The organism is Acidovorax sp. (genome assembly GCF_021287135.1).
GTDB lineage: Bacteria > Pseudomonadota > Gammaproteobacteria > Burkholderiales > Burkholderiaceae_C > Acidovorax.
Window position 1 is genome coordinate 119,059 of the sequence record NZ_JAJTBB010000047.1, and the last position, 25,042, is coordinate 144,100.

General features: G+C 68.2%; 19 protein-coding genes. 3 read left to right on the forward strand and 16 right to left on the reverse strand.

The features are described 5' to 3' along the window. Positions 1-7 precede the first annotated feature (7 nt). From speB to gabT, 6 genes are all read right to left on the reverse strand, one after another. Positions 8-994: an agmatinase gene (gene speB, locus LWW96_RS11715; RefSeq protein WP_291487155.1), complete on the reverse strand. Its 987-nt coding sequence runs from the start codon at positions 992-994 to the stop codon at positions 8-10. 15 nt (positions 995-1,009) lie between these two features. Further along, on the reverse strand, positions 1,010-1,831 hold the full coding sequence (locus tag LWW96_RS11720; protein WP_291487157.1) for an ABC transporter permease: 822 nt from the start codon (positions 1,829-1,831) through the stop codon (positions 1,010-1,012). 176 nt (positions 1,832-2,007) lie between these two features. Further along, the gene (locus tag LWW96_RS11725; protein WP_291487159.1) at positions 2,008-3,270 is read right to left on the reverse strand and encodes an ABC transporter permease; all 1,263 of its coding nucleotides are present in this window, start codon (positions 3,268-3,270) and stop codon (positions 2,008-2,010) included. A gap of 49 nt (positions 3,271-3,319) precedes the next feature. Continuing rightward, positions 3,320-4,351: an ABC transporter substrate-binding protein gene (locus tag LWW96_RS11730; protein WP_291487162.1), complete on the reverse strand. Its 1,032-nt coding sequence runs from the start codon at positions 4,349-4,351 to the stop codon at positions 3,320-3,322. Positions 4,352-4,476: 125 nt separating this feature from the next. Further along, positions 4,477-5,577 (reverse strand): ABC transporter ATP-binding protein, encoded by a 1,101-nt coding sequence (locus LWW96_RS11735; protein WP_291487164.1) that lies wholly within the window; start codon positions 5,575-5,577, stop codon positions 4,477-4,479. 43 nt (positions 5,578-5,620) lie between these two features. Beyond that, positions 5,621-6,925, reverse strand: a complete 1,305-nt coding sequence (gene gabT / locus LWW96_RS11740; protein WP_291487166.1) for a 4-aminobutyrate--2-oxoglutarate transaminase — start codon at positions 6,923-6,925, stop codon at positions 5,621-5,623. Positions 6,926-7,114: 189 nt separating this feature from the next. Here gabT and LWW96_RS11745 point away from each other — a divergent pair, with 189 nt between their 5' ends. Further along, entirely contained in the window at positions 7,115-8,533 is a 1,419-nt protein-coding gene (locus LWW96_RS11745) for a PLP-dependent aminotransferase family protein (RefSeq protein ID WP_291487168.1), read from the forward strand. A 130-nt stretch (positions 8,534-8,663) separates the two neighbouring features. Here the strand turns inward: LWW96_RS11745 and LWW96_RS11750 are convergent, their stop codons facing one another. The 10 genes from LWW96_RS11750 to LWW96_RS11795 all read right to left on the reverse strand — a co-directional run bounded on the left by LWW96_RS11750 (position 8,664) and on the right by LWW96_RS11795 (position 18,723). Further along, positions 8,664-9,338: a GntR family transcriptional regulator gene (locus tag LWW96_RS11750; RefSeq protein WP_291487170.1), complete on the reverse strand. Its 675-nt coding sequence runs from the start codon at positions 9,336-9,338 to the stop codon at positions 8,664-8,666. A 181-nt stretch (positions 9,339-9,519) separates the two neighbouring features. Further along, positions 9,520-10,542 (reverse strand): TRAP transporter substrate-binding protein, encoded by a 1,023-nt coding sequence (locus LWW96_RS11755; RefSeq protein WP_291487172.1) that lies wholly within the window; start codon positions 10,540-10,542, stop codon positions 9,520-9,522. Positions 10,543-10,599: 57 nt separating this feature from the next. Further along, on the reverse strand, positions 10,600-11,865 hold the full coding sequence (locus LWW96_RS11760) for a TRAP transporter large permease (protein WP_291487174.1): 1,266 nt from the start codon (positions 11,863-11,865) through the stop codon (positions 10,600-10,602). A 15-nt stretch (positions 11,866-11,880) separates the two neighbouring features. Then, a complete protein-coding gene (locus tag LWW96_RS11765; protein WP_291487176.1) occupies positions 11,881-12,519 on the reverse strand; it encodes a TRAP transporter small permease in 639 nt (212 codons plus the stop codon). Positions 12,520-12,643: 124 nt separating this feature from the next. After that, positions 12,644-13,975, reverse strand: coding sequence for an FAD/NAD(P)-binding oxidoreductase (locus tag LWW96_RS11770; RefSeq protein WP_291487178.1), 1,332 nt, complete (start codon positions 13,973-13,975; stop codon positions 12,644-12,646). Continuing rightward, positions 13,972-14,244 carry a 2Fe-2S iron-sulfur cluster-binding protein gene (locus LWW96_RS11775; RefSeq protein ID WP_291487180.1) on the reverse strand — a complete coding sequence of 91 codons (273 nt, stop codon included), beginning with the start codon at positions 14,242-14,244 and terminating at the stop codon, positions 13,972-13,974. Before LWW96_RS11775 ends, LWW96_RS11770 begins: the two co-directional genes overlap by 4 nt. Then, entirely contained in the window at positions 14,241-15,353 is a 1,113-nt protein-coding gene (locus tag LWW96_RS11780) for an FAD-dependent oxidoreductase (protein ID WP_291487182.1), read from the reverse strand. Before LWW96_RS11780 ends, LWW96_RS11775 begins: the two co-directional genes overlap by 4 nt. 123 nt (positions 15,354-15,476) lie before the next feature. Then, positions 15,477-16,412: a 4-hydroxyproline epimerase gene (locus LWW96_RS11785; protein WP_291487184.1), complete on the reverse strand. Its 936-nt coding sequence runs from the start codon at positions 16,410-16,412 to the stop codon at positions 15,477-15,479. 163 nt (positions 16,413-16,575) lie between these two features. Next, positions 16,576-17,727, reverse strand: coding sequence for a branched-chain amino acid ABC transporter substrate-binding protein (locus tag LWW96_RS11790; RefSeq protein ID WP_291487186.1), 1,152 nt, complete (start codon positions 17,725-17,727; stop codon positions 16,576-16,578). Positions 17,728-17,805: 78 nt separating this feature from the next. Next, positions 17,806-18,723, reverse strand: coding sequence for a dihydrodipicolinate synthase family protein (locus LWW96_RS11795; RefSeq protein WP_291487188.1), 918 nt, complete (start codon positions 18,721-18,723; stop codon positions 17,806-17,808). Positions 18,724-19,027: 304 nt separating this feature from the next. Here LWW96_RS11795 and alaS point away from each other — a divergent pair, with 304 nt between their 5' ends. Both alaS and LWW96_RS11805 read left to right on the forward strand, forming a co-directional pair. Next, positions 19,028-21,658, forward strand: coding sequence for an alanine--tRNA ligase (gene alaS / locus LWW96_RS11800; RefSeq protein WP_291487190.1), 2,631 nt, complete (start codon positions 19,028-19,030; stop codon positions 21,656-21,658). Between the two features lie 109 nt (positions 21,659-21,767). Then, positions 21,768-24,764 (forward strand): HD domain-containing phosphohydrolase, encoded by a 2,997-nt coding sequence (locus LWW96_RS11805; protein ID WP_291487192.1) that lies wholly within the window; start codon positions 21,768-21,770, stop codon positions 24,762-24,764. Positions 24,765-25,042 lie beyond the last annotated feature (278 nt).

Sequence of the window (25,042 nt, forward strand, 5' to 3'; positions counted from 1 at the left end):
GGTTTTCTCAGTGTCGTGAAAAAAGAGAGGGCTCACGATAGGTGACGCCGGGCAGCACGCATAGCATCTCATACAGCAGGTTGGCTGCCAGCAAGGCCGTGTTGCCGCTGGTGTCATAGGGCGGGCTGACTTCCACAAGGTCGCAGCCCACCACGTTCAACCCACGGCAGCCGCGCACGATCTCCAGCCCCTGGGGCACGGTCAGGCCGCCAATTTCGGGGGTGCCTGTGCCTGCTGCGTAACTGGGGTCCAACCCGTCGATGTCAAAGCTGATGTACACCGGTTGCCGGGTGCCGATACGCTCACGTACCCGGGCCATCAGGGGCACCAAGGACTGGTACCAGACCTCATGGGCCGGCACCACCGTAAAGCCCTGCTGGCGCGGCCAGTCAAAATCATCCGCCGCATAGCCGGTGCCGCGCAGGCCGATCTGCCACACCTTGTCACCGACCAGCAGGCCTTCCTCGATGGCCCTGCGAAACGGTGTCCCATGGGCGATCTTCTCGCCGAACATGTCGTCATTGATGTCCGCGTGCGCGTCGACGTGGATCAGTGCCACCGGGCCGTGGCGCTTGGCAACAGCCCGCAGAATGGGCAGGGCAATGGTGTGATCGCCGCCCAGCGTCAGGGGGATGCAACCTTGTCCGAGCACTTCGCCGTAGAAGGCCGTGATGATGTCCAGCGATTTGGACAGCGAGTAGGTGTTGATGGGCACATCGCCCAGGTCTGCGACCTGCAAGGCGTCAAAGGGCGCGGCGCCCGTGGCCATGTTGTAGGGGCGCAGCAGGCACGATTCGGCACGGATCTGGCGCGGCCCGAAGCGCGTTCCCGACCGATTGGAGGTCCCAATGTCCAACGGCACGCCGATAAAAGCCGCATCCAGCCCGCGGGCCGAGGTGGCCACGGGCAGTCGCATCATGCTGGCCAATCCCGCGAAGCGGGGCATGCTGTTGCCGCCCAGGGGCTGGTTGAGTTGGGGAGTGGAGGAGGTCATGAAGGATTTCCCGGCTCAGACTTTGCGGCCGCGAAGCCACTCCAACGCCAGCAGCAGGCTGGTGGTGAACAGGATCAGCAGCGTGGCCACAGCGGCGATGGTGGGCGAGATGTTCTCGCGGATGCCGTTGAACATCTGCCGCGGCAGGGTGGACTGGTCGGCCCCGGCCAGGAACAGCGTGACCACCACTTCGTCGAACGAGGTGGCGAAGGCAAACAGCGCACCCGAGATCACGCCCGGTGCAATCACCGGCAGCGTGATGCGGAAGAAGGTGGCCAGCGGCGTCTCGCCCAGGCTCAGCGAGGCGCGCACCAGGTTGTGGTTGAAGCCCGCCAGCGTGGCCAGCACGGTGGTCAGCACGAAGGGGGCGCCCAGCGCCGCATGCACGATGATGAGGCCGAAGTAGCTGTCCGCCAGGCCCAGCGGCGCGAAGTAAAGGTAGGTGGCCACGCCCACCACGATGATGGGCACCACCATCGGGGCGATCAGGATCGTCATGACGGCGCCCTTGAAGCGGAAGTCCGCCCGCGACAGCCCCACGGCGGCCAGTGTGCCCAGCACGGTGGCGATCACGGTGGCCGCCGGTGCCACGATGAAGCTGTTGCGCGTGGCGCGGACCCATTCGGGCGAATCGAACAGGTGCTGGTACCACTTGAGCGACCAGCTGTGGATGGGGTAGGCGAGGAAGGAGCTTTCCGAGAACGACAGTGGCACCATCACCAGGATGGGCGCCAGCAGGAACGCCAGCACGGCCACGCACAGCGCGCGCACGGCCCACCAGCCGAGCTTGTCGGGCAGGGTGGCGTAGAGGGGAAATTGGGGCAGATAGCGGCGCATGGGAAGAGATCGTTGGGTTGTGCGGACAAGTTTGAAAACAGCAGTTCTGATGCTCATGGCCCTTGCAACTGGCGCACCCCGGGGCAGTGCACCCGTGGAACCGGCTTTGCCGGGCCGCCGGGTGCGTCCCCCTGGGGGGAAGGCGCCGTAGGCGACTCAGGGGGGTGTTTCCTTTCTCATCCCAGACTCAGTTCGGCCTTGCCGATGCGGCGGTACACGCCGTAGAGCACCAGCGTGGCGGCCAGCAGCAGCGCGCCCAGCGCGCAGGCCATGCCCCAGTTGACCTCCACGTTGGTGTAGCGCGCGATGTAGTAGCTCAGCATCTGGTCGTCGGCACCGCCCAGCAGCGCGGGCGTCACGTAGTAGCCGATGGCCAGGATGAACACCAGCAGCGCGCCGGCACCGATGCCGGGGTAGGTCTGCGGCACATACACGCGGAAGAAGGCTGCGATGGGCGAGCTGCCCAGCGACACCGCGGCGCGCTGGTAGGTGGGCGGCACGTTCTTCATCACGCTGTACAGCGGCAGGATCATGAAGGGCAGCAGGATGTGCACCATGGCGATCACGACGCCGGTGCGGTTGAACAGCAGCGCCAGCGGCTCGCTGATGATCCCCAGGCCCATCAGGCCACGGTTGACCAGGCCTTCAGACTGCAGCAGCACGATCCATGCGGCCACGCGCACCAGAATGGAGGTCCAGAACGGCACCAGCACCAGGATCATCAGCACATTGGCCTGGCGCGCAGGCAGGCTGGCCAGCCACCAGGCCAGCGGGTAGCCCAGCAGCAGGCACACCAGCGTGACCACCAGGCTGATGTGGAACGTGCGCAGCAGGATGCCGCCGAAGGCCCGTTGCTCCTCGGGCATGCGTTCGACGTGGCCCTGCGCGTCGCGCTGCAGGTCCACCGAGGCGAGCAGGTAGTCCGGCGTCCACCGGGCGCCGTTCTTGGCGATGGCCTGCCACAGCGGGGCTTCGGCCCAGCGCGCGTCCTTCTCCAGCAGCTGCGCGCGGATCGAATCCGGCGTGCCTTCCAGCGGCAGCGCACGGTAGGCTCCCATGATGAGCGAGCGCGCACCCGGCACTTCGGTGTTGAGCCGGCGTGCCAGCGCACCCGCGTCGGAGCTGTCGGGCAGGCGGGCCAGGTCCTGCATCAGGGCCGCGTAGGCCGGGGCGCCGGGGGCGTCCTTGCGGTTCCAGCCATCCAGGGCGTGCACGGTGGCGGGCAGGGCGTTGGCGACTTCGGGGTTTTCCACGGCGCGCTGCAACAGCGCGACGATGGGCACCAGCAGCGTGAGCAGCAGGAACACCAGCAGCGGCAAGGTCAGCGCAAACGCGCGCCATTTGCGGCGGGATTCAGCGCGTGCCAGGGCAGCGTGCAGCGCGCCGGGCGTGCTGCCGCCGGTGGCGATGGCGTGGGGATGGGCCAAGGTGGCTTGCATGAAGGTGTCCTGCTCTCAGCGTTTCACAAGGGGCTCGGGTGCCGTGGCCTTATTGGGTGGCCCAGGCGGCAAAGCGCTTTTCCAGCGCCTCGCCCTGGTCGGCCCAGAAGCCCACGTTGAACTGCAGGGCTTCCTTGGCGTTGGTGGCCGAGGTGGGCAGGTCGTCCAGCACCTTCTTGTCCAGCGACGCCAGGGCCTTGGTGTTGGCCGGGCCGTAGGCGATGTTCTGGGCGTAGGCGGCCTGCTGCGGCGCCTGCATCGTGAAGGCAATGAACTTCACCGCCGCGTCCTTGTTCGGCGAGCCCTTGGGGATAGCCCAGTAGTCCAGGTCGTAGATGCCGCCGGGCCAGTAGATCTTGAGGTTGCGGCCTTCTCGGTTGGCGGCATCGATGCGGCCGTTGAACACCGTGGTCAGCGCGACGTCGCCCGCCACCAGGAACTGGGGTGCCTGGGCACCGGCTTCCCACCACTGGATGTTGGGCTTGAGTTCGGTGAGCTTCTTGAAGGCGCGGTCGGCGCCGTCCTTGGTGGCCAGCACCTTGTACACGTCGGCGGGCTTCACGCCGTCGGCCAGCAGGGCGAATTCCAGGTTGTAGCGTGCGCCCTTGCGCATGCCGCGCTTGCCGGGGATCTTCTTGGTGTCCCAGAAGTCGGCCCAGCTGGTCGGCGGGGTTTTGAGCTTGTCGCCGTTGTAGGCCATGACGGTGGACCACACGAAGATACCCACGGCGCACTCGTTCACGGCGGCGGGCAGCAGGTCGGACTTCGGCAGGATCTTGCTGTAGTCCAGCTTTTCGTACAGGCCTTCATCGCAGCCGCGGGCGGCGTCGGGCGACTCAACTTCCACCACGTCCCAGGTGACCTTCTTGGTCTCCACCATGGCCTTCACCTTGGCCTGCTCGCCGTTGTATTCCACGGCCACGATCTTGTTGCCCTGCTTTTCGTAGGGCTCGTAGAACGCCTTTTTCTGCGCGTTGGCATTGGCGCCGCCAAAGTTCACGACGGTGAGTTGCTGCTGCGCGAAGCTGGGCAGGGCCAGACAGGCAGCCAGGGATGCGCAGGCGATAAGGCTCTTTTTCATGGTTTTTCCTTGGGTTGTGGTGGAACGGAACGGGAACACGAGCGAGGGAGAACGGGGGCAAAAAAAGGCAAACAAGGGGCGTGGCAAGGCGGCAGCTTTCCGGCAGAAAGGAATGCAGCCCGGCGCTACGCGGCGTAGATGCGGGTGGTGGCCGGCGGAAACTCCAGCAGCACCTGATCGCCCGGCTGCGGGTGGCTGCACGGTGTCCCGGCGGGGGACAGCGGCAGCTTCACCGTGGCCTGGTCCTGGCCGTGGCCCAGGTCGCACATCAGGCGCTGGTGGTCGCCGTAGTAGATGGTGCGTGCCACGGTGGCCGGGATGGCGTTGGGCCGGGGGTAGTCGGACGAGGGGTGCAGCACAATGCGCTCGGGGCGCACGCAGGCTTGCACGCGCGCGCCCAGCGCAGCCTGGTTCACATTCACGCCGGGCAGCAGGAAGCCGCCGGGCAGCTGGATGGCAGCGTCGCTGCCTGCGCCTTGCAGGGTGCCGGTGAGCACGGTGCTGTCACCCACGAAGCCCGCCACAAAGCGGTTGCTCGGCGTTTCGTAGAGGCTCTCCACATCGGCCAGCTGCTGGATCACGCCCTCGTTGAACACGGCCACGCGGTCGCTCATGGTCAGGGCTTCGCCCTGGTCGTGCGTCACGTAGACAAAGGTCACGCCCAGCTGGTGGTGCAGTTCCTTGAGCTCGATCTGCATGTGCTCGCGCAATTGCTTGTCCAGCGCGCCCAGGGGCTCGTCCATCAGCACCAGCTGCGGGTTGAACACCAGCGCGCGCGCCAGGGCCACGCGCTGCTGCTGCCCGCCCGACAGGCGCGCGGGAAGGCGGTCGGCCATGCCGCCCAGGCGCACCATGTCCAGCGCCTTCTTCACGCGCTCGGCCTGCTCGGCCTTGGGCACCTTGCGCACCGTCAGCGGGTAGGCCACGTTCTCGCCCACGGTGAGGTGGGGGAACAGGGCGTAGTTCTGGAACACCATGCCGAAGTTGCGCTTGTGCGGTGGCGTGCTCGTGATCTGCTTGCCGTCCAGGAGGATGTCGCCCGCGGTGGGCGACTCGAACCCGGCCAGCATCATCAGCGTGGTGGTCTTGCCCGAGCCCGAAGGGCCGAGCAGGCTGAGGAACTCGCCGCGCTGTATGTCCAGATCCAGCGAGCGCACGACCAGCTGCTCGCCGTCATAAGTCTTTTGCACACCGCTGAAGCGCACCAGGGGTTCGGCTTGGGTCATGGTCGGTGGCATCTGGTAGGTGGAGTGGAGGGCCGGGCGCATGTCATTTCGCAGCCGCGGCCACGGCTTCAAAGCTGGCTGCCAGGATGGCCAGGCCCTCCTGCAGCAGGTCGTCGGACGCCGTGAGCGGCACCAGGATGCGGATCACGTTGCCGTAGGTGCCGCAGGACAGCAGGATGAGCCCGCGCCGTGCGGCCTCGGCCACCACCTTCTTGGTGAGCGCGGCGTCGGGGCGGTGCACGTCGCCGTTCTCGAACAGCTCAAGGGCCACCATGGCGCCCAGGCCGCGCACGTCGCCGATGGCGGGTACTTTGGCCGCGATTTCTTTCAGACCCCTGACCAGCAGGGCGCCCATGTCCTGGCTGCGGGCCAGGAGCTTTTCGCTTTCGAACGCCTCGATCACGGCCAGGGCGGCGGCGCAGGCCACGGGGCTGCCGGCATAGGTGCCGCCCAGACCGCCCGCGGCGGGGGCGTCGATCACGTCGGCGCGGCCCACCACGCCCGACAGGGGGAAGCCGCCCGCCAGCGACTTGGCCGTGGTGATGAGGTCGGGCGCCACCGGCCATTGTTCGCAGGCGAACCAGGTGCCGGTGCGGCCAGCGCCGGTCTGCACTTCGTCGGCGATCAGCAGGATGCCGTAGCGGTCGGCCAGGGCCTTCAGGCCGGTGATGAACTCAGGCGGCGCCACGTAGAAGCCGCCTTCGCCCTGCACGGGCTCGACGATGAAGGCCGCCACGCGCTCGGGCTCGATGTCGTTCTTGAAGATCAGCTCGACCGAGTGCAGGGCCTGCTCCACGCTCACGCCATGCAGCGCGTTGGGGAACAGCGCGTGGTACATCTCGCCCGGGAAGGGGCCGAAGCCGACCTTGTACGGCGCGACCTTGCCCGTGAGGCCCAGCGTGAGGTTGGTGCGGCCGTGGTAGCCGCCGGTGAAGGCGATCACGCCGGGGCGCTTGGTGTAGGCGCGGGCGATCTTGATGGCGTTTTCCACGGCCTCGGCGCCGGTCGTCAGCAACAGGCTCTTCTTGGCAAAGGCGCCGGGGGCCATCGTGTTCAGGCGCTCGCACACCTCCACGTAGGGCTCGTAGGCCACGACCTGGAAGCAGGTGTGCGTGTACAGGTCGAGCTGGGCCTTCACGGCGGCGATCACGGCGGGGTGCAGGTGGCCGGTGTTGAGCACCGCGATGCCGCCGGCGAAATCGATGAAGCGGCGGCCTTCCACGTCCCACAGTTCGGCGTTGAGGGCTTTGTGGATGAACAGGTCATGGGCCTGGCCCACGCCACGAGCCACGGCGGCATGGCGGCGGGCGAGGAGGGCGGCGTTGGTGAAATGGCGGTCTTGCTGCATGGCGATGGTCGGGGGTAGTGGACGGGAAATGAAGGAATGGAACGGATTCTGGAAGTCGCGCCCCGCACCGTCCATGTACAGCGCAGCGCTGTTTTGCGCGCACTGTGCAGGTCTAAAATCCTGTACAGGCAATCCCTAATTTGGTGTGCGCCAAGCAGGTGCACAATTCGGCCCTTTTTCCCTTTCTTGATGCTCAATCTCAGCCCGGATCTCCAGACTCCGCTGGTCAGTCAGATCGTTGACGGACTGCGGGGCCTCATCGCCGGGCAGGTGCTCAAGCCAGGCAGCAAGCTGCCTTCCATCCGCGCGTTTGCGGCGGCCCACGGGGTCAGCGTGTTCACCGTGGTCGAGGCCTACGACCGGCTGGTGGCGCAGGGCTGGCTGGTCTCGCGCGCCAACGCGGGCTTTTTCGTGAAGCGGCGGGGCGACGAAGGCGCGGCGCCCGGTCTTGGTGCGCCCGAGCGTCCGGTGCCCCGTTTTGACGCGCGCTGGTACCTAAAGCAAATTTTTGAAAACCGCAATCTGCCCATGAAGCCCGGTTGCGGCTGGCTGCCGCACGACTGGCTGTTTGGCGACGCGGTCAAGCGCAGCATGCGCCAGCTGTCGTCCGATGGCACCGAGCTGGACGGCTACGGCCTGCCCCACGGCCACATGGCGCTGCGCATGGTGGTGGCCGAGTCGCTGGCGGAGCACCACCTGGTGGTGGACGCGGACCAGGTGCTGCTCACCCAGGGCTCCAGCCAGGCGCTGGACCTGGTGGCGCGCCGGCTGGTCAAGCCGGGCGATGTGGTGCTGGTGGACGACCCGGGTTACCCCAACCTGCACTTCATGCTGCGCTTTGCCGGCGCGCATGTGGTGGGCGTGCCGCGCACGCCGACGGGCTACGACCTGCCCGCGCTGGAGGCGCTGCTGGCGGCGCACCAGCCCAGCGTGTTCTTCACCCAGCCGCGGCTGCAAAGCCCGACCTGCTCGATGGCGTCCGTCGCCCACCTGCACCGCCTGCTGCAGCTGGCCGAGCAGCACGGGCTCCTGCTGGTCGAGAACGACATCTACTCCGACATGGACCCGGGCGTCCGCCCGTCCCTGGCCAGCCTGGACCAGTTGAACCGCGTGATCTACCTGGGCAGCTTCTCCAAGACCATCTCGCCCAACCTGCGCACGGGCTTTCTGGCGGCACGGCGCGACCTGCTGGACGAGCTGGTGCAGCTCAAGATGATCTCGGGCCTGACCTCGTCCGAGATCACCGAGCGCATCACTTTCGGCGTGGTGACCGACGGCCGCTGGCGCAAGCACCTCAAGTCGCTGCGCGAGCGCCTGGCCGACGCGCACCGCACGGTGGGCCGCCGGCTGCTGGGCCTGGGCTTCGAGCTGTTCCACGAACCCGAGGCTGGCATGTACCTGTGGGCGCGGCACCCCGATTTGCCCGACAGCGCCGAGCTGTCCAAAGAGGCCACCGGCGCCGGCATCATGCTGGGCCCGGGCCAGCTCTTCCTGGTGGAGCCGCGGCCCACGGGCTGGCTGCGCTTCAACGTGTCGTTCAGCCAGGACGAGCGGCTGTGGCGCTTTCTGGAGCAGCGCATCCTGCTGGGGCAGCAGGTCGTGGACTGAGCGCCTGGCTGCCGGCCTGCCTGGCGGCAGTTTTGTGCGCTGGTTTGGAGTGTTTTTGGCCTCCAGCGCTTGCTGGATAAGCGCTGAAAGCTATCAAATATATAGCAATCTGACCCAGCTCGGTGTGCCTTCAGCGGTCGATGATGCGCCGCGCAAACCGCTCCAGGTACTCCATCAGCTGTTCGGCCCCGGCCACCGCCTGCGCTTCGTCGCCCGTGGCAATGCCCTGCGCCAGGTGCATGTGGGCGCGCGCGCCTTCCGAGACCTCGCCCTCGTGCTGGTAGGCGTACCAGAAGCGCCGGCACTGCACGATGAGCGGCTGCACGCATTTGACGGCCGAGTGGTTCTGGCAGGCCTGGTGCACGACCACGTCCAGCGCATGGTCGGCCTGCATGTAGTCGTCCAGGTGGCCGCGCGCGGCGGCCTCCACCATCTTCTCGGCGCAGCGCACGATGGCCTGGCGCTGCGGGGCCGTGGCGCGGCGCGCCGCACACGAGGCGATCAGGCGCTCCAGCACGCGGCGCGTCTGGATCACGTCCAGGTGGTCGGCCAGGTCGATGTGCGACACCAGCAGCCCGCGCCGGGGCTGCTGCGCAATCAGCCCGATGGACACCATCCGCAGCAGCGCCTCGCGCACCGGCGTGCGGCCCAGGCCCGTGCTTTCCACGATCTCGGCCTCCACCACCGGCGAGCCGGGCTGCAGCTGCAGGGTGGAGATCATGGCCTCGATGGCGTCGTAGGCCACGTCCGCCGCACGGCGTTTGGGGGCTGGTTCTCGCTTCGGGAAGGCGCTGCGGGTGGTCATGGATGGTGGTCAGGTGGGGCGGGCTGCGGGTGGCATCTTGTGGAGCTGGGGCCTTCAGGCTTGAAAACCCGTTCGGGCTGAGTTGGCCAAAGCCCCGCGTGGCGCTTCGACAGGCTCGGCGTGAACGGCTCCCAGCGGGTGGATGCCGGCTCAATGGTAGCTCGCGCCGGCCCGGGGATCGTCACGCCAGTCCAGCGCCCGCCTTGCGCAGCTCGGCAATCTGCGGGGCCTTGGGCAGCCACAGCTTGTCGAACTCCTGCACCAGCCCTTCGGGGTTGAAGGACGAAGCCGTCTTGAACGCGATGGACGTGCCTTTGAATTTCTCGATCAACCCGGCTTCGGTGGTCACGATGTCGTTGATCTGTGCATCCAGCGACTGGGCCACCAGCTTGCGGATGATGTCCTTGTCCTTGGCATCCAGCCCCTGCCAGATGCGGCCCGAGACCAGCGGCGCGAAGGGCATGAACAGGGCGTTCATCTGCAGCAGGGTCTTGGCGACCTTGTCGAAGCGCTGGTTCCACGAAAACTCGATGTCCGCCTCCAGCCCATCAACCTGGCCGTTGCTCATCGCGTCGAACACCTGGGGCGTGGGGATGGGCGTGGGCGCAGCGCCCAGCATCTGGTAGAAGTCGCGGTACACCGGCGTGGGGTTGATGCGCAGCTTCATGCCCTTGATGTCGGTGGGCAGGCTGATGTCCTTGGTGGAGAACACCGCCCGCATGCCGGTGATGCCCCAGCCCAGGCCGATGGTGCCGGTCTCGCGCGGCAGGGCCTCCAGCAGTTTCAGGGCGGCCGGGTGGCGGACCAGCTTGGCGACCCCAGGGGTGGAGCGCACGAGGTACGGTGCGTTGATGGCCGCAATGCTGGACACGCGCGAGCCCAGCTCGGCCGCCTGGATCCAGCCCATGTCGAGTGCGCCGGACTGCAGCTGCTGCATCATGACCGCCTCGTTGCCCAGCTGGCCCGAATGGAACACGGCCACGCTCAGGCGGCCGTCGGTTTCCTTCTTCAGTGCCTCGCCAAACTGCAGCGCGGCGCGGTTCCACGAGTGACCGGCCGGCGTGATCAGGCCCAGGCGGAACTCCTTGGCGTTGGCCGCGCCGGCCAGGGCCGGAAAGCCCAGCCCTGTGACGGAGGCAGCCGCCACGGCGTGGCGCTGGAGGAAGTGGCGGCGGGTAACAGTGCGGGCAGGCTGGGTCGTCATGGTGAACTCCGTGGGAAGGAAGGTTGCAGGGGGAGGGCGGTTCTGCGCGGCGGCTCGCTACTTGAGCAAGCCGAGCGACAGGCTGGGGAACAGCGACAGCATCACCAGCGCCACGCAGCTGATGATGAAAAACGGCAGGGTGACGATGAACATCTTTCCCGGCTTGGCCCCGGTGACGGCCGAGGCGACAAAGAAGCTCAGGCCCACGGGCGGCGACATCAGCCCCAGCACCAGGTTGATGACCACCACCACGCCGAAGTGGCGCGGGTCGATGTGGTACACGTCGGTGGCAATGGGCAGCAGGATGGGGACGGTCATGATGAGCCCGGGAATGCCGTCGATGACGGTGCCGATCACCAGCAGGATCACGTTGGCCAGCAGCAGGAAGGTGACCGGGTCGTGCGCCACCGTCTGCACCCAGGCTGCCACCATTTGCGGCACCTTGCCGTAGATCAGCAGCCACGAGAACACGGCGGCCGCAGCCACCAGGAACAGCACCACGGCCGAGTAGACGGCCGAGCGCAGCAGGATGCGAGGCAGGGCGCTGAAGTGGAACTCCCGGGTGACGTAGCGGCCCACCAGGACGGAAGCCACGGCGCCCACGGCGGCTGATTCGGTGGGGTTGGCCAGCCCACCCAGGATGGACCCCACGATGACGATGGGGATCAGCAGCGTGGGGCTGGCCTGCACCACCGTGCGCAGGCGCTCACGCCAGGGGCGTTTGGCGCTGCGCGGGTAGTCGTAGACAAAGCCCATGAGCGCGATGACGCAAAAGAACAGCAGCGTGAGCAGCACGCCCGGCAGGATGCCGGCAATCAGCATGTCCCCCACGGCCACCTGGGCCAGCACGCTGAACACCACGAACATGACCGAGGGCGGGATGATGGGCCCCAGCATGCCGCCGTAGACCGTGAGCCCGGCGGCAAAGGTCTTGTCGTAGCCCTGCTTTTCCATCTCGGGCACCATGACCTGCGACATGATGGCCACCTGCGCGGTGGCGGAGCCGATGATGGACGACACCAGCATGTTGGCCAGGATGTTCACGTAGGCCAGCCCGCCCTTGACCGAGCCGACAAAGGCCATCGCCAGGTCCACCAGCCGCCGCGTGATGCCCCCGCTGTTCATCAGCTCGCCGATCAGGATGAACAGCGGGATCGCGATCAGGCCGTAGCTGTCCACACCGCCGAACATCTGCAGCGGAAACGACTGGAACAGCACCGGGCTGTCGATGCTGTAGATGTACACGATGCCCGAGAGGCACAGGCACACGCCGATGGGCACCCCCACCAGGAGCGCCGCCAGAAAGAAAAGGGTCGTGAGCATGGAGGGCCTCCAGGATCAGTTCACGGCGTCGGCGTTGACCACGTCGAAGCCTGGGTGGGCCACGCGCTCTGCCAGGCCCATGTCTTCCAGCAGGTTGGCCAGCGCATGGACGCTGAAAGTCGCTGCAAAGATCGGCAGGATCAGCTGCAGCACCCAGGTGGGCCAGTTCAGCGTCTGCGTGCGTTCGGTGTAGACAAAGTTGAAGCTCTCTGCCGCGTACTCCTTGGCGTCGAACCCGAAGCGGGCGATGCCGACGGGGTCCATCCACACCCAGCACATCCACAGCAAGGCCAGGCCGAACAACAGCACGCAGGAGGTGGCGACGGTCTTGGCGATGCGGGCGCTGCGCGGGCCCAGGTGGTCCGTCAGCATGCCCACGGCAAAGTCCATGCGCAGCCGCGTCATCACCGACGCGCCAAGGAAGGTGAGCCAGACCACCGTGTACACCGCGGCTTCGTCCACCCAGTACAGCGGCATGCCCGAATACCGCGTGGCGACGTTCAGCAGGATCAGCAGCAAGAGCGCAGCCATCAGGAGCATGAGCAGACGGCGCTCGGCACGCAGCACCAGGCTGGACAGTGCCAGTGCCCAGCGCACGGGCGGGCGAGGCGTGGCGGGCGGCACACGGGAGGAGGGGGCGGCGGGCGTGTTCATGGGCGGGTGCGGTGCGTTCAGGGGGGGGACGGCTGCGGGTCCAGGTTTTCAATATCTTTTAAATATATGTAGAAGCAAGATGAATGCCTGTGCAGTGGGGGTGAAGCGGTTTCTGTGCGGCCCGTTAGCCCTGCGCGGGTGGCGGCGGCCCGGCATCCGCCAGGCCCGCCAGCGTGCCGATGCGGGTGGGCGCCAGCAGGTGGTGCGATGGCGCGGGTGTCCAGCCCAGCAGGTGCCGGGTGGCCGCGCCGCAAATGCGACCTTGGCACGGGCCCATGCCGCAGCGCGTGTGCAGCTTCGCATCGATCCAGCCGGTGCGCCCCACCAGTGCGGCGCGGGGCACGTCCTCGCAGCGGCACACCAGCGTGTCGGGCTCGGCCAGATGGGCCAGCGCGGGCTGCAGGGCGAAATGCTGGTGCAGTGCGTCCGCAAAGGCCTGCCAGCGGGCGCGTTCAGGCTCCAGCGCGCGCGCAGCGGCGGTATCGCCGACCGCCAGGAAGCCCGCCATGGCCCCTTCGGCGCGCGAGCGTTCGCTGCCGCCGAAGCCGGTGCATTCCCCGGCCGCCATCACGCCGGGCACGCCGTGCAGGCACTGCTGGGCATCCACCCGCAGGCCGTGGCGGGCGTTCAGGCTGCCGCCCAGCATCTGGCCCAGTTCGGTGTTGGGCACCAGGCCGAAGCCGCAGGCCAGGCGGTCGCAGGCGATGTCGCGCTCGCGGCCGTGGGCACGCAGCGTGACGGACTGGAGCTGGCCGCGGGCGCCGTCGGTGCCATGGGCCCGCGCCACATGGGTGTCGGCGCGGTAGGTGGCGGGCAGCAGCGCCATGGCCTGCACGGCTTTGGCCGGCCAGCGCACCAGGCTGGCGCCAAAGGGCACCAGTGCGCGCCATGGGGCCTGCTCGGCCACGGCGACGACCTGCGCTCCGGCGTCCCGCGCCGTGCGGGCCGCAGCCAGCAGCAGCGGCCCGCTGCCGGCCACCACGATCCGCTGTCCGGCCACGGGCAGCCCGCCCTTGATGAGAGCCTGCAGCCCGCCCGCGCCGGTCACGCCCGGCAGCGTCCAGCCCGGAAACGGCAGCAGCAGCTCGCGCGCGCCGGTGCACAGGATGACCTGGCGAGCCTGTTGCACCCAGCCGCCGGCGGCGTCTTCCAGCAGCAGGGCATGCAGGCCGGGCACGCGCTCGGTGCGGTGGGCCAGCCCGGCCACGCGCGTGCCGCAGCGCAGCTCCACGTTAGCGTGCCGGGCCAGGGCCTCGCGTTGCCGCAGCGCGGCCTGCGGCAGTGTGGCGCCGGGACCGTCGCGCCAGATCTGGCCGCCGGGGGCGGGGTTGTCGTCCAGCAGCACGATGCGGGCGCCGCTGGGGGCCGCGGCAAGGGCCGCGGCCAGGCCCGCAGGGCCGGCGCCCACGATGAGCAGGTCGCATGCGGCGGTGGAGGGTGTGGAAGGCGTGCTCATGGTGTTCCTTCCACGGCGCGCAGCCCGGTGGCCACCTGCATGCCGTCGTGGCACAGGGTTTGGCAGGCCAGGCGGCGCCGGCCGTCGATCTGCACGCGGCATTCCTGGCAGATGCCCATGCCGCACAGCGGTGCGCGCACCTCGCCGCTCACCGACTGGCGCGTGGCGCCGGGGGGATGGGCATGCGCCAGGGCGGCCGCGACGGTGGTGCCAGGGGGCACGCGCACGGCGTGGCCGTCGAGCGTGAGGGTGATGGAAGAAGTGTTCATGCCTGCAGCGATGCAAAGCGGTGGGCCGCGAACGGGGCAGCGTCCAGGGGCAGGGCGCTGCCGGTGATCTGCGCGGCGATCAGCTGGGCGGTGGCGGGGGCGGTGGTCACGCCCAGGCCCTCGTGCCCCACGGCCAGCCACAGGTGGGGGCGCCGGGGATGGGCGCCGATGAGGGGCAGGCCGTCCGGCGTGGCGGCGCGAAAGCCGGTCCAGGTGCGGATGGCGTTGAGGTCGGCCAGGCTCGGCAGGTAGTGCAGCGCGCGCTGCAGCATGCGGCCCAGCAGGGCGTCGTTGACCGCCGGGTCGGTGGTGTCGAACTCGCGCGAGGATCCGATGAGCAGCTGCCCCGTCGGCCGCGGCTGCACGTTGAAAGCCACGGAGGTGCCATCGCTGTGGTGCGCGCTGGTGATGTAGCCCAGCTCCACCAGCTGATGGTGCACGGTGCCCGGGTAGCGGTCGGTGATGACCAGGTGGCCTTTCTTGGGGCGCAGCGGCAGGCCGGGGCACAGCTGTGGTGCGCGGATGCCGCTGGCCAGCACGATGGCGCCCGCGCTGCGCTGGCTGCCGTCGCGCAGGGTGACGGTGCGGCCCTGGATCTGCATGGCCTCGGCCTGCTCGACCCGCAGCGGCGCATGCCGGGCGGCCTGGTCCAGCAGCCACTGGGCCGCGCGCGGGGCATAGACCACGCTGTCGCCGCGCACCTTCAGGGCGCCTGCCAGCCCCGGGCGCAGCGCGGGCTCCGCGCGCGCCAGGGCGGCGGCGTCCAGCAGTTCGCAGTCCACGCCCTGCGCGTGCAGGGCGGTGCCCTTGTCGTGGGCGGCGCGCAGTTCGGCTTCGTTGGCGGCCACCCACAGCGTACCGCAGGGTGTGAAGGCGCAGCCTGCATCCATCTGCGGCGCCCAGCGGTGCCACAGGTCCAGCGACGCCCGGCTCAACGCCAGCTCGGCCGGGTTGTCGTCCATCACCACCAGATGCCCCATGCCCGCTGCCGTGGCCCCGCCCAGCCGCGCGTCCAGGACGCGCACCGACAGCCCGGCCTGGGCGAGCGCGTGCGCGCAGGCAGCGCCGACGATGCCGGCGCCAATCACAAGGGCATCAGTGGTTTGCATGGAGAGAGGCGGCAAGGTGTGACGGGTTGCGGTGTTTGGCGCGGACCCATCACCCGGTAGTGAGTTCGCAACCACTGAAACGGGTGTGGCCACACGGCGAGGGGAAGCGGCACAGGAAGGGCTTCACAGCCGGATGCCCCAGCCGAAGGGGTCGTTGTCTTCAATGAGCAACGTGGACTCGGCACTCATGTGGGCGCGGCCGCGCAGGGTGGGAATGACCTTGCCACCGTCCAGCAGCGCATAGCTGGCCTCGAACTGGCTGCCGATGATGCTGGCCTGGCGCCACACCTGGCCCGGCTGCAGCTTGCCGTCTGCCGCCAGGCAGGCTACCTTGGCGCTGGTGCCCGTGCCGCAGGGCGAGCGGTCATACGCCCGGCCGGGGCACAGCACGAAGTTGCGGCTGTCGGCCTGTGCGTCGTCGGCGAAGAGCTCGATGTGGTCGATCTCGCCGCCGTTGTCGCCGCGGATGCCCTGGTCTTTCAGCGCCTGCTGGATGGCGCAGGTGTAGGCGGTCAACGCCTCCAGGTTGTCGCTGGCCACGCGCTGGCCGTGCTCCGCCACCAGGAAGAACCAGTTGCCGCCCCATGCCACGTCGCCCACCACGCGGCCGTAGCCCGGAACGTCCACGGCCAGCCGGTGGTGCAGGCGGTAGGCCGGCACATTGCGCACGCTGACCGAGCCGTCCGCGTGCAGCGTGGTGGTGACTGTGCCCACGGGTGTCTCGATGCGGTGCTCGCCGGGCGTGATGCGGCCCAGGTAGGCCAGCGAGGCGACCAAGCCGATGGTGCCGTGCCCGCACATGCCCAGGTAGCCGGTGTTGTTGAAGAAGATCACACCGGCCGTGTTGGCCGGGTCTTGCGGTGCGCAGAGCAGCGCCCCGACGATCACGTCGTTGCCGCGCGGCTCCAGCACCGTGGCGGCGCGCCACGCATCGTGCTGGCTCGCCAGCACGGCGCGGCGCTCGGCCATGCTGCCCGCACCCAGGTCGGGAAAGCCGCTGACGACCAGCCGCGTGGGCTCGCCGCCGGTGTGGGAATCAAGGATCTGGATGCGTTTCATGGTGGGGCGTAGGTCCGCAGAAATGAGGTTCTTGGTGAATTCGAAATCGTAGCCGGCGGATGAGCCCGCGCTGCCAACGCCCGGGCCTCCGCGCAAGGGCCGCCCCGCCGCGCCGCAGGCGTCCCCCTCTGGGGGGAAGGCGCCGCAGGCGACTCAGGGAGGCTTAATAACTCGCAAGCGGCACCGGCGCCGCGTTGCGGAAGGTCAGCACCGTGATGGGCGCCTGCTTGAGGTTGCCCTTCTCATCGTAGGCATAGGTGCCCGCCACGCCCTGGTAGCTGGACGCCACCATCTGCGCACCCACCTTGGCCGGCTGGGTGGAGTTGGCCTTCTGCATCGCGTCGGCGATGAACATCATCTGGTCGTAGTAGGAGGCGGCATAGGCGTCGGCGTCCTGCTTGAAGCGCGCCTTGTACTTGGCCTTGAAGGCGGGGCCGTTGGCCACCTTGTCGAGCATGGTGCCGCCCTGGGCGCACACCACCGTGTCGTTCACGGCATCGCCGCCGAGCTTGCCCACCTCGGGGCTGCACAGGGTGTCGCCACCCAGCAGCTTGGCCGTAAGGCCCAGTTGCTTCATCTGCCGCGCCATGGGCGCCGCCTGCGGGGCGTAGCCGCCAAAAAAGATGGCCTGCGGCTGCTTGCCCTTGAGGCTGGTGAGGATGGAGAGGAAATCCGTGGACTTGTCGGTGGTGAACTCCTGGCCCACCACCGTCAGCCCTTGTGCCTTGGCCTCCTTGGTGAACTGGTCGGCCACGCCCTGGCCGAAGGCCGTGCGGTCGTCGATCACGGCCACCTGCTTCACCTTGAGCACCTGCGCGGCATAGACGGCCATGTTGGAGCCGATCTGCGTGTCGCTGGCGATGATGCGGAACAGGTTCTTGTAGCCGCCTTCCGTCACCTTGGGGTTGGTGCCCACGGTGGACACCAGGGCGCCCCCTTCGCTGTAGACGCGCGATGCGGGAATCGCCACACCCGAGCAGTAGGGGCCCAGGACGAACTTGACCCCGCTGTCCACCAGCTTTTGCGCCACGCTCACGCCAGTGCGCGCATCGCACTGGTCGTCTTCGGACACCAGCTCGAACTTCAGTGGCTTGCCTTCCACCACGACCTTTTTCGCGTTGAGCTCCTCGAGGGCCAGGCGCACGCCGTTCTCGTTGTCCCGGCCGGCGAACGCGTTGGGGCCTGAGAGCGGGCCGCTGTGGCCGATCTTGATGACCTGCTCCTGGGCGGTGGCCTGCGGGGCGTGGCCCGCCAGCAGCAGCGCGGCAAGCGCCGCCGGCGTAAGCGTCAGAAATCCGAACGATGCACGTGTCATGGGAAACCTCTTGTGGGTGCGGTGGGGGAAAAGGCCGGTGTCTCGTCCGGCCCGGTGGCGGAAACGGGTGGGGGCGGGTCAGGCCACGGACTGGTATTGCGTGGGGCGCGTTGCCAGCGCCTTCTTCACCACGCGCTCGACAAACGCACGCTCCTCGCCCACCAGCGGCAGGCGGGGGCGGCGCATGTGCTCGGTGCCCACGCCCGCCAGCACGTCGATGAGCTTGAGGTTCTGCACCAGCTTGTTCGACACATCCAGGTGCAGCATGGGCGTCATCCACTGGTACAGCGGCAGCGCCTCGGCAAACTTGCCGGCTTTCATCAGGTCGTACAGGGCCACGGTTTCGCGCGGGAAGGCGCAGCCCACGCCGGCCAGCAGGCCGTCGCAGCCCAGCGCCAGGCCCTCATAGGCCAGGTCGTCCACGCCCAGGAAGAGCTGGTAGCGGTTGCCCACGGTGTTGCGCAGGTCCGTGATGCGGCGGATGTCGCCCGTGCTTTCCTTGATGGCGGCGATCCACTCGCAGTCGGCCAGCTCCAGCATGTGCTCGGGCTTCAGGTCCACGCGGTAGGCCACGGGGTTGTTGTAGATCATCAGCGGGCGCTGCGCGGCCGCGGCCATGGCGCGCACGTTGGCCATGGCCTCGCGGGCGTCGGCCACATAGATCACCGAGGGCATGACCATGAACCCGGCGACGCCCAGCTTGTTGGCGCCGTCGATGTAGCGCAGGGCCTCGCGGGTGCTGGTTTCGGACACGTTGGCCAGCACGGGAATGCGGCCGTCGGCGGCTTCCAGCGCGATCTGGGCGACCTGGAGCTTTTCCTCCAGCGTGAGGGTGCTGGCTTCGCCCAGCGAGCCGCAGGTGACCAGGCCGTGGATGCCGTTGCGGATCTGGAAGTCGATGTGGCGGGCCGTGCCTTCGGCGTCGATGGACTCGTCGGCGTGGAACTTGGTGGTGATGGCGGGGAAGATGCCTTGCCAGCGGGGTTGGGGATTCATGGGAACGGACTCCTGGTGGGTGGTTGATTGGTATGTTTTAAATATATTAATGAGATATTTAAACTTTGCAATGGGGGTTGTGCCTTTTTTGGCAAAGATTTCGGCGCCGAGGGGCGGCGGGGGCGGGGCGAAAGGGGGGGCGAGTGCGTCGCAGCCGGGCCGCGCGCTACGGGCTGGGCAGCCTGTCGCGGGGAACCGCCGGCCACCGCGGGGCCAAACCTATAATGAAAGGTTGGTCCCGCTGGGACGTCTGCAGGCACCGGCCTGCGTGGCGCACCGCCGTGTGAAACCACTCCACCACACCATGAGCAGCACACCCACTTTTACCGTCGCCGACATCCGCAAGTCCTTCCTGGACTTCTTCGTTTCCAAGGGCCACACCGTGGTGGCGTCCAGCCCGCTGGTGCCGGGCAACGACCCCACGCTGATGTTCACCAACTCGGGCATGGTGCAGTTCAAGGATGTGTTCCTGGGCACCGACAAGCGCCCGTACAACCGGGCCGTGTCCGTGCAGGCCTGCCTGCGCGCCGGCGGCAAGCACAACGACCTGGAAAACGTGGGCTACACCGCGCGCCACCACACGTTCTTTGAAATGCTGGGCAACTGGTCGTTTGGCGATTACTTCAAGCGCGAATCGCTCAAGTGGGCCTGGGAGCTGCTGACCGAGGTGTACAAGCTGCCCGCCGACCGCTTGCTGGCCACCGTGTACCAGGAAGACGACGAGGCCTACGACATCTGGACCAAGGAAATCGGCCTGCCGCCCGAGCGCGTGATCCGCATCGGCGACAACAAGGGCGGCCGCTACAAGAGCGACAACTTCTGGATGATGGCCGACACCGGCCCCTGCGGCCCCTGCTCGGAGATCTTCTACGACCACGGCGACCACATCCCCGGCGGCCCTCCGGGCAGCCCCGACGAAGACGGCGACCGCTTCATCGAGATCTGGAACAACGTGTTCATGCAGTTCGACATGAAGGAAGACGGCAGCGTGACGCCGCTGCCCGCGCCCTGCGTGGACACCGGCATGGGCCTGGAGCGCCTGGCCGCCATCCTGCAGCACGTGCACAGCAACTACGAAATCGACATCTTCGACCAGCTGATCAAGGCGGCTGCCCGCGAGACCGGCACTGCCGACCTGGCCAACCCCTCGCTCAAGGTGATTGCCGACCACATCCGCGCCACCGCTTTCCTGGTGAGCGACGGCGTGATCCCCAGCAACGAAGGCCGTGGCTATGTGCAGCGCCGCATCGTGCGCCGCGCCATCCGCCACGGCTACAAGCTGGGCAAGAAGACCCCGTTCTTCCACAAGCTGGTGGCCGACCTGGTGCGCCTGATGGGCGACGCCTACCCCAAGCTGCGCGAGCAGCAGCAACGCATCACCGAGGTGCTCAAGGCCGAGGAAGAGCGCTTCTTTGAAACGCTGGCCAACGGCATGGACATTCTGGACGCGGCCCTGGAAGGCGGCGCCAAGGTGCTGCCGGGCGACGTGGCCTTCAAGCTGCACGACACCTACGGCTTCCCGCTGGACCTGACCAACGACGTGTGCCGCGAGCGTGGCGTGACCGTGGACGAGGCCGGCTTTGCCGCCGCCATGGAAAAGCAGAAGGCCCAGGCCCGTGCCGCCGGCAAGTTCAAGATGGACAAGGCGCTGGAATACACCGGTGAGACCAACCGCTTCACCGGCTACGAAAGCCTGGCAGAGACTGCAAAAATCATAGCTATCTACGTCGATGGGACAAGCGCTGCAGCCCTGAAAGCCGGTCAGAACGGCGTGGTGGTGCTCGACACGACCCCGTTCTACGCTGAAAGCGGCGGCCAGGTGGGTGACGAAGGCCTCATCACCAGCGGCTCCGCCCGCTTTGCGGTGGGCGACACGCTCAAGATCAAGGCTGACGTGTACGGCCACCACGGCACGCTGGAGACCGGCACGCTGAACGTGGGCGACACGGTGCAGGCGCAGGTGAACACCGCCGTGCGGGCCGCCACCGTGCGCAACCACTCGGCCACCCACCTGATGCACAAGGCCCTGCGCGAGGTGCTGGGCAGCCACGTGCAGCAAAAGGGCAGCCTGGTGAACGCCGAGCGCACGCGCTTCGACTTTGCGCACAACGCGCCCGTCACGGACGCACAGATCCGCGAGATCGAGCGCATCGTGAACGCGGAAGTGCTGGCCAACCACCCCACGCAGGCGCGTGTGATGGACATCGAGTCGGCCCAGAAGACGGGCGCCATGATGCTGTTCGGCGAGAAATACGGCGAGACCGTGCGCGTGCTGGACATCGGCAGCAGCCGTGAGCTGTGCGGCGGCACGCACGTGCAGCGCACCGGAGACATCGGCTTGTTCAAGATCGTGGCGGAAAGCGGCGTGGCGGCGGGCGTGCGCCGCATTGAAGCCGTGACGGGTGCCAACGCGCTGGCCTATCTGCAAAGCCTGGAGGACACCGTGGCCCAGGCTGCTGGCGTCCTCAAGACGCCGGCGGCCGAGCTGACCTCACGCATCGGCCAGGCGCTGGACCAGATCAAGCTGCTGGAAAAGGAAGTGGCCGCGTTGAAGGGCAAGCTGGCCTCCAGCCAGGGCGACGAACTCGTGGCGCAGGCCGTGGACGTTGCGGGCCTGAAGGTGCTGGCCGCCAAGCTCGACGGCGCTGACGCCAAGACCCTGCGCGACACGCTGGACAAGCTCAAGGACAAGCTCAAGACCGCCGCCATCGTGCTGGCCGCCGTCGATGGCGACAAGGTGCAGTTGGCGGCCGGGGTCACGGCCGACAGCGTGGGCAAGGTCAAGGCGGGCGAGCTGGTCAACTTTGTGGCCCAGCAGGTGGGCGGCAAGGGCGGCGGCAAGCCCGACATGGCCATGGCCGGCGGCACCGAGGCCTCCAAGCTGCCCGCGGCGCTGGCTTCCGTGCAGGGCTGGGTGGCCCAGCGGCTGGGCTGACCGCGCTGCAGTTGCCGTGGCACCGCCACGCCGCCGGGTGCGTGGTGCTGTGGCGACTTTGATAAAAAAGGGATGACGCCGGTAGGGCTTTCCCCCTACATTGCTGCGCATGGACTCGCCGCGCGCCTCCCCGGAGCCGGCCCCGCGCGCCGGGGCCCATGCCGGCCATTTGGCGCCGGGGGCCGCGCAAGGACCGTGGTGGCGCCGCATCACGGTGCCGTTCGAGGTGTTGATCGCCTCCGTCGTCGTCACGGCCATGCTGCTGCTCACGGCGCTGCTGGTCTACCAGGTGGGCACCAGCGCCCACCAGGCCATCATCACCGCGTCGGACGACAGTGCGCAGCAGATCAGCCAACTGATCGGCGAGCGGGTCCACCACATCGTGGACCCGGCCGACGCCGCCATCCGCCTGCTGGCGTTTGATCCGATTGCCTCTGCCAGCCAGCTGCCCGCCCGCCTGCGCCGCCTGCCGGTGCTGGTGCGCCTGCTGGAGCAGAACAGCCTGCTGTCGGCGGTGTTCATCGGGTATGCCGACGGCCAGTTCCTGCTGGTGCGCCCGCTGCGCCAGGCGGCGTGGCGGGCCCAGCTGGACGCCCCCGGGGACGCGGCGTACCTGGTGCAGTCCATGGCCCGCGAGCCCGGATCGGCCGGCCTGGTGGGGCGGTGGAGTTACTACGATGCCCGGCTGCGCTTGCTGCGCAGCGCGGTGCGCCCCGGGTACCGCTACGATCCGCGCACGCGGCCGTGGTACGCGCAGGCCACGGCGCAACGGGCGCAAGTGCTCACGGCGCCCTACGTGTTTTTCACCACGCAGGAGATCGGGGTCACGCTGAGCCAGCCCAGCGAAGACGGCCAGGCCGTGATCGGATTGGACGTCGCGCTCACCGACCTGGGCCGCGAGATCGGCAATCTGCGGCTGGTGCCGCGCACCGAGATTGCGGTGGTCGACGCGGACCGGCGTGTTCTGGCCTATCCGGACATGGAGCGTGTGGTGGTGCGCGAAGGTGATCAGCCGCTGCTGCAGCTGCGCTCGCTGCAGACGCTGGGCGTGCCCAGCCTGCAGGGCCTGGGCGCTGCGGACCTTGCGCAGGGGGCGCCGCGCCGTTTCGAGGTAGCGGGCGAGGAATGGCTGGCCCGGGCCATGCCGCTCAAATCCCAGCGCTGGCAGGGCCTGTACATCCTCATGGCCATTCCCACGCGCGAACTGCTGGCCGATGTGAACGAGAGCCTGCGCCAGCAGGTCTGGCTGTCGCTGAGCCTCATCGGGCTGATGCTGGCCCTGGGATGGTGGGCGGGGCGGCGCGTGGGGCGCAGCCTGTCCAGGCTGGCCGAGCAGGCGCAGGCGCTGGCCCGGTTTGACTTTCAGCGCCCACCGGCGCGGGCGTCCGCCGTGCGCGAGGTGCGCGCGCTGGGCGAGGTGATGGACCGGATGTCCGGCACCATCCAGGAGTTTTTGCACATCACGCACCACATCAGTGCCGAGTCGCGCATGGACGCCATGCTGTCCAGCGTGCTGTACGAGCTGGTCCGCGCCACGGCCTGCACGGGCGGGGCCGTGTACCTGGTGGAGCCCCAGCGTGCCGGACTGCTGCGCACGGCGCGCTACTGCCAGGATGCCGCGCAGCAGGCGTGGTACCCGGAGCACCTGCCCATGGCGCACTTCACCAACCACGCCGAGCCCCAGTCGGACGACCTGCAGGACGAGGACGGCGAAGGGGGCGCTGCGATGCCGCAGCGCGTGCTGCGCGTGCAGTTGCGCACGCGCGACGGGCAGCCGCTGGGCTTGCTGGTCTTGCGGTACGGGGCGCACGCGCAGCAGGACGATGCGCATTTCCGCGCGTTTGCCGAACGGTTGTCAGGCACCTTGTCCGTGGCGGTCGAGACGCGCAGCCTGATCGAGGGGCAGCGAAAGCTCTTTGACGCGGTCATCCGGCTGCTGGCGGACGCGATCGACGCCAAAAGCCCGTACACCGGCGGCCACTGCGAGCGCGTGCCCCAACTCGCCGAGGCCCTGATGCAGCGCATGTGCGACGCCAGGGAAGGGCCCTTTGCCCCTGTGTCAATGACGGACGCCGAGCGCTACGAGTTTCGCCTGGGCGCCTGGCTGCACGACTGCGGCAAGGTGACGAGCCCCGAGCACATCATCGACAAGGCCACCAAGCTGGAGGCGCTCTACAACCGCATCCACGAGGTGCGGATGCGCTTCGAAGTGCTGTGGCGCGATGCCGAGCTGGACTACTGGCAGCAGCAGGTCGCCGGGGTGGACCCGGAGCGCTTGCAGCGGGAACTGGTGCAGCGGCGCGAACGCCTGCAGGAAGAGTTTGCCTTCGTCGCGCGCTGCAACGTGGGGGGCGAAGACATGGCCGATGCCGACATCGAGCGCCTGGCCGCCATCGGCCGGCAGGTGTGGCAGCGCCATTTTGACGACCGCCTGGGCCTGTCGCTGGCGGAGACGGCGCGGCTGGCGAGGGTGCCCGTGCGCCCGTTGCCGGCCAACGAAGCGCTGCTGGCGGACCGGCCGGAGCACATCGTGCCCTGGGGCGCGCGCAAACCCCCCGTGGAGGCCGGCCATCCGGCCAACCGCTGGGGCTTCGACATGGTGCTGCCCCCGCAGGAGGCGCACCTGGGCGAGTTGCACAACCTGGCCGTCCGGCGCGGCACGCTCACTGCCGAAGACCGCTTCAAGATCAACGAGCACATCGTGCAGACCATCATCATGCTCAGCGGCCTGCCGTTCCCCCCGCAGCTGGCGCGTGTGCCGGCCATCGCCGGGTCGCACCACGAGAAGCTCGACGGCACGGGCTACCCGCGCCGCCTGACGGCCTCGCAGCTCACGCTGGCCGACCGGGTGATGACCCTGGCGGACATCTTCGAGGCGCTGACGGCGTCGGACCGCCCGTACAAGCCGGCCAAGACGCTGAGCGAGTCGCTGGAGATCATGGTGCGAATGGTGCGCGAGCGGCACATTGATGCGGACGTGTTCCGTTTCTTCCTCACCAGCGATGTCTGGCGCGAGTATGCGCAGCGCTTCCTGCCCCATGCGCGGCTGGATGCTGTGGACGTGGAGGCGCTGCTGGCCTCGCTGGATTCAGGGGTTCACGCCTAAGAACGTGTTGACGATCTCCCAGGGGTCGCGCAGCGGTCTTTGCGGGAGGGGATGCAAGGCGCGGTGCGCCGTGGATAGCGCGGCTATCCACAAGCGCCGCAACGCCGCAGACCGCCCGCAAAGGCCGCTGCCCGAAGGGTTGGAGCGAAATCGGATGATTGGACGCCCCGGCTGCTTGCATGGGCATGAGCCCATGCGGCGCATCCGAAGCATCCACTCTTCCCGATTGCGCTCCAACGCGATCCCCTGCGAGATCGTAAACACGTTCTTCCAAGCGG

Excerpts from the sequence above, each read along its gene's own strand:
- speB (WP_291487155.1), bottom strand. The coding sequence starts at position 994 with ATGACCTCCTCCACTCCCCAACTCAACCAGCCCCTGGGCGGCAACAGC.
- LWW96_RS11720 (WP_291487157.1), bottom strand. The coding sequence starts at position 1,831 with ATGCGCCGCTATCTGCCCCAATTTCCCCTCTACGCCACCCTGCCCGAC.
- LWW96_RS11725 (WP_291487159.1), bottom strand. The coding sequence starts at position 3,270 with ATGCAAGCCACCTTGGCCCATCCCCACGCCATCGCCACCGGCGGCAGC.
- LWW96_RS11730 (WP_291487162.1), bottom strand. The coding sequence starts at position 4,351 with ATGAAAAAGAGCCTTATCGCCTGCGCATCCCTGGCTGCCTGTCTGGCC.
- LWW96_RS11735 (WP_291487164.1), bottom strand. The coding sequence starts at position 5,577 with ATGACCCAAGCCGAACCCCTGGTGCGCTTCAGCGGTGTGCAAAAGACT.
- gabT (WP_291487166.1), bottom strand. The coding sequence starts at position 6,925 with ATGCAGCAAGACCGCCATTTCACCAACGCCGCCCTCCTCGCCCGCCGC.
- LWW96_RS11745 (WP_291487168.1), top strand. The coding sequence starts at position 7,115 with ATGCTCAATCTCAGCCCGGATCTCCAGACTCCGCTGGTCAGTCAGATC.
- LWW96_RS11750 (WP_291487170.1), bottom strand. The coding sequence starts at position 9,338 with ATGACCACCCGCAGCGCCTTCCCGAAGCGAGAACCAGCCCCCAAACGC.
- LWW96_RS11755 (WP_291487172.1), bottom strand. The coding sequence starts at position 10,542 with ATGACGACCCAGCCTGCCCGCACTGTTACCCGCCGCCACTTCCTCCAG.
- LWW96_RS11760 (WP_291487174.1), bottom strand. The coding sequence starts at position 11,865 with ATGCTCACGACCCTTTTCTTTCTGGCGGCGCTCCTGGTGGGGGTGCCC.
- LWW96_RS11765 (WP_291487176.1), bottom strand. The coding sequence starts at position 12,519 with ATGAACACGCCCGCCGCCCCCTCCTCCCGTGTGCCGCCCGCCACGCCT.
- LWW96_RS11770 (WP_291487178.1), bottom strand. The coding sequence starts at position 13,975 with ATGAGCACGCCTTCCACACCCTCCACCGCCGCATGCGACCTGCTCATC.
- LWW96_RS11775 (WP_291487180.1), bottom strand. The coding sequence starts at position 14,244 with ATGAACACTTCTTCCATCACCCTCACGCTCGACGGCCACGCCGTGCGC.
- LWW96_RS11780 (WP_291487182.1), bottom strand. The coding sequence starts at position 15,353 with ATGCAAACCACTGATGCCCTTGTGATTGGCGCCGGCATCGTCGGCGCT.
- LWW96_RS11785 (WP_291487184.1), bottom strand. The coding sequence starts at position 16,412 with ATGAAACGCATCCAGATCCTTGATTCCCACACCGGCGGCGAGCCCACG.
- LWW96_RS11790 (WP_291487186.1), bottom strand. The coding sequence starts at position 17,727 with ATGACACGTGCATCGTTCGGATTTCTGACGCTTACGCCGGCGGCGCTT.
- LWW96_RS11795 (WP_291487188.1), bottom strand. The coding sequence starts at position 18,723 with ATGAATCCCCAACCCCGCTGGCAAGGCATCTTCCCCGCCATCACCACC.
- alaS (WP_291487190.1), top strand. The coding sequence starts at position 19,028 with ATGAGCAGCACACCCACTTTTACCGTCGCCGACATCCGCAAGTCCTTC.
- LWW96_RS11805 (WP_291487192.1), top strand. The coding sequence starts at position 21,768 with ATGGACTCGCCGCGCGCCTCCCCGGAGCCGGCCCCGCGCGCCGGGGCC.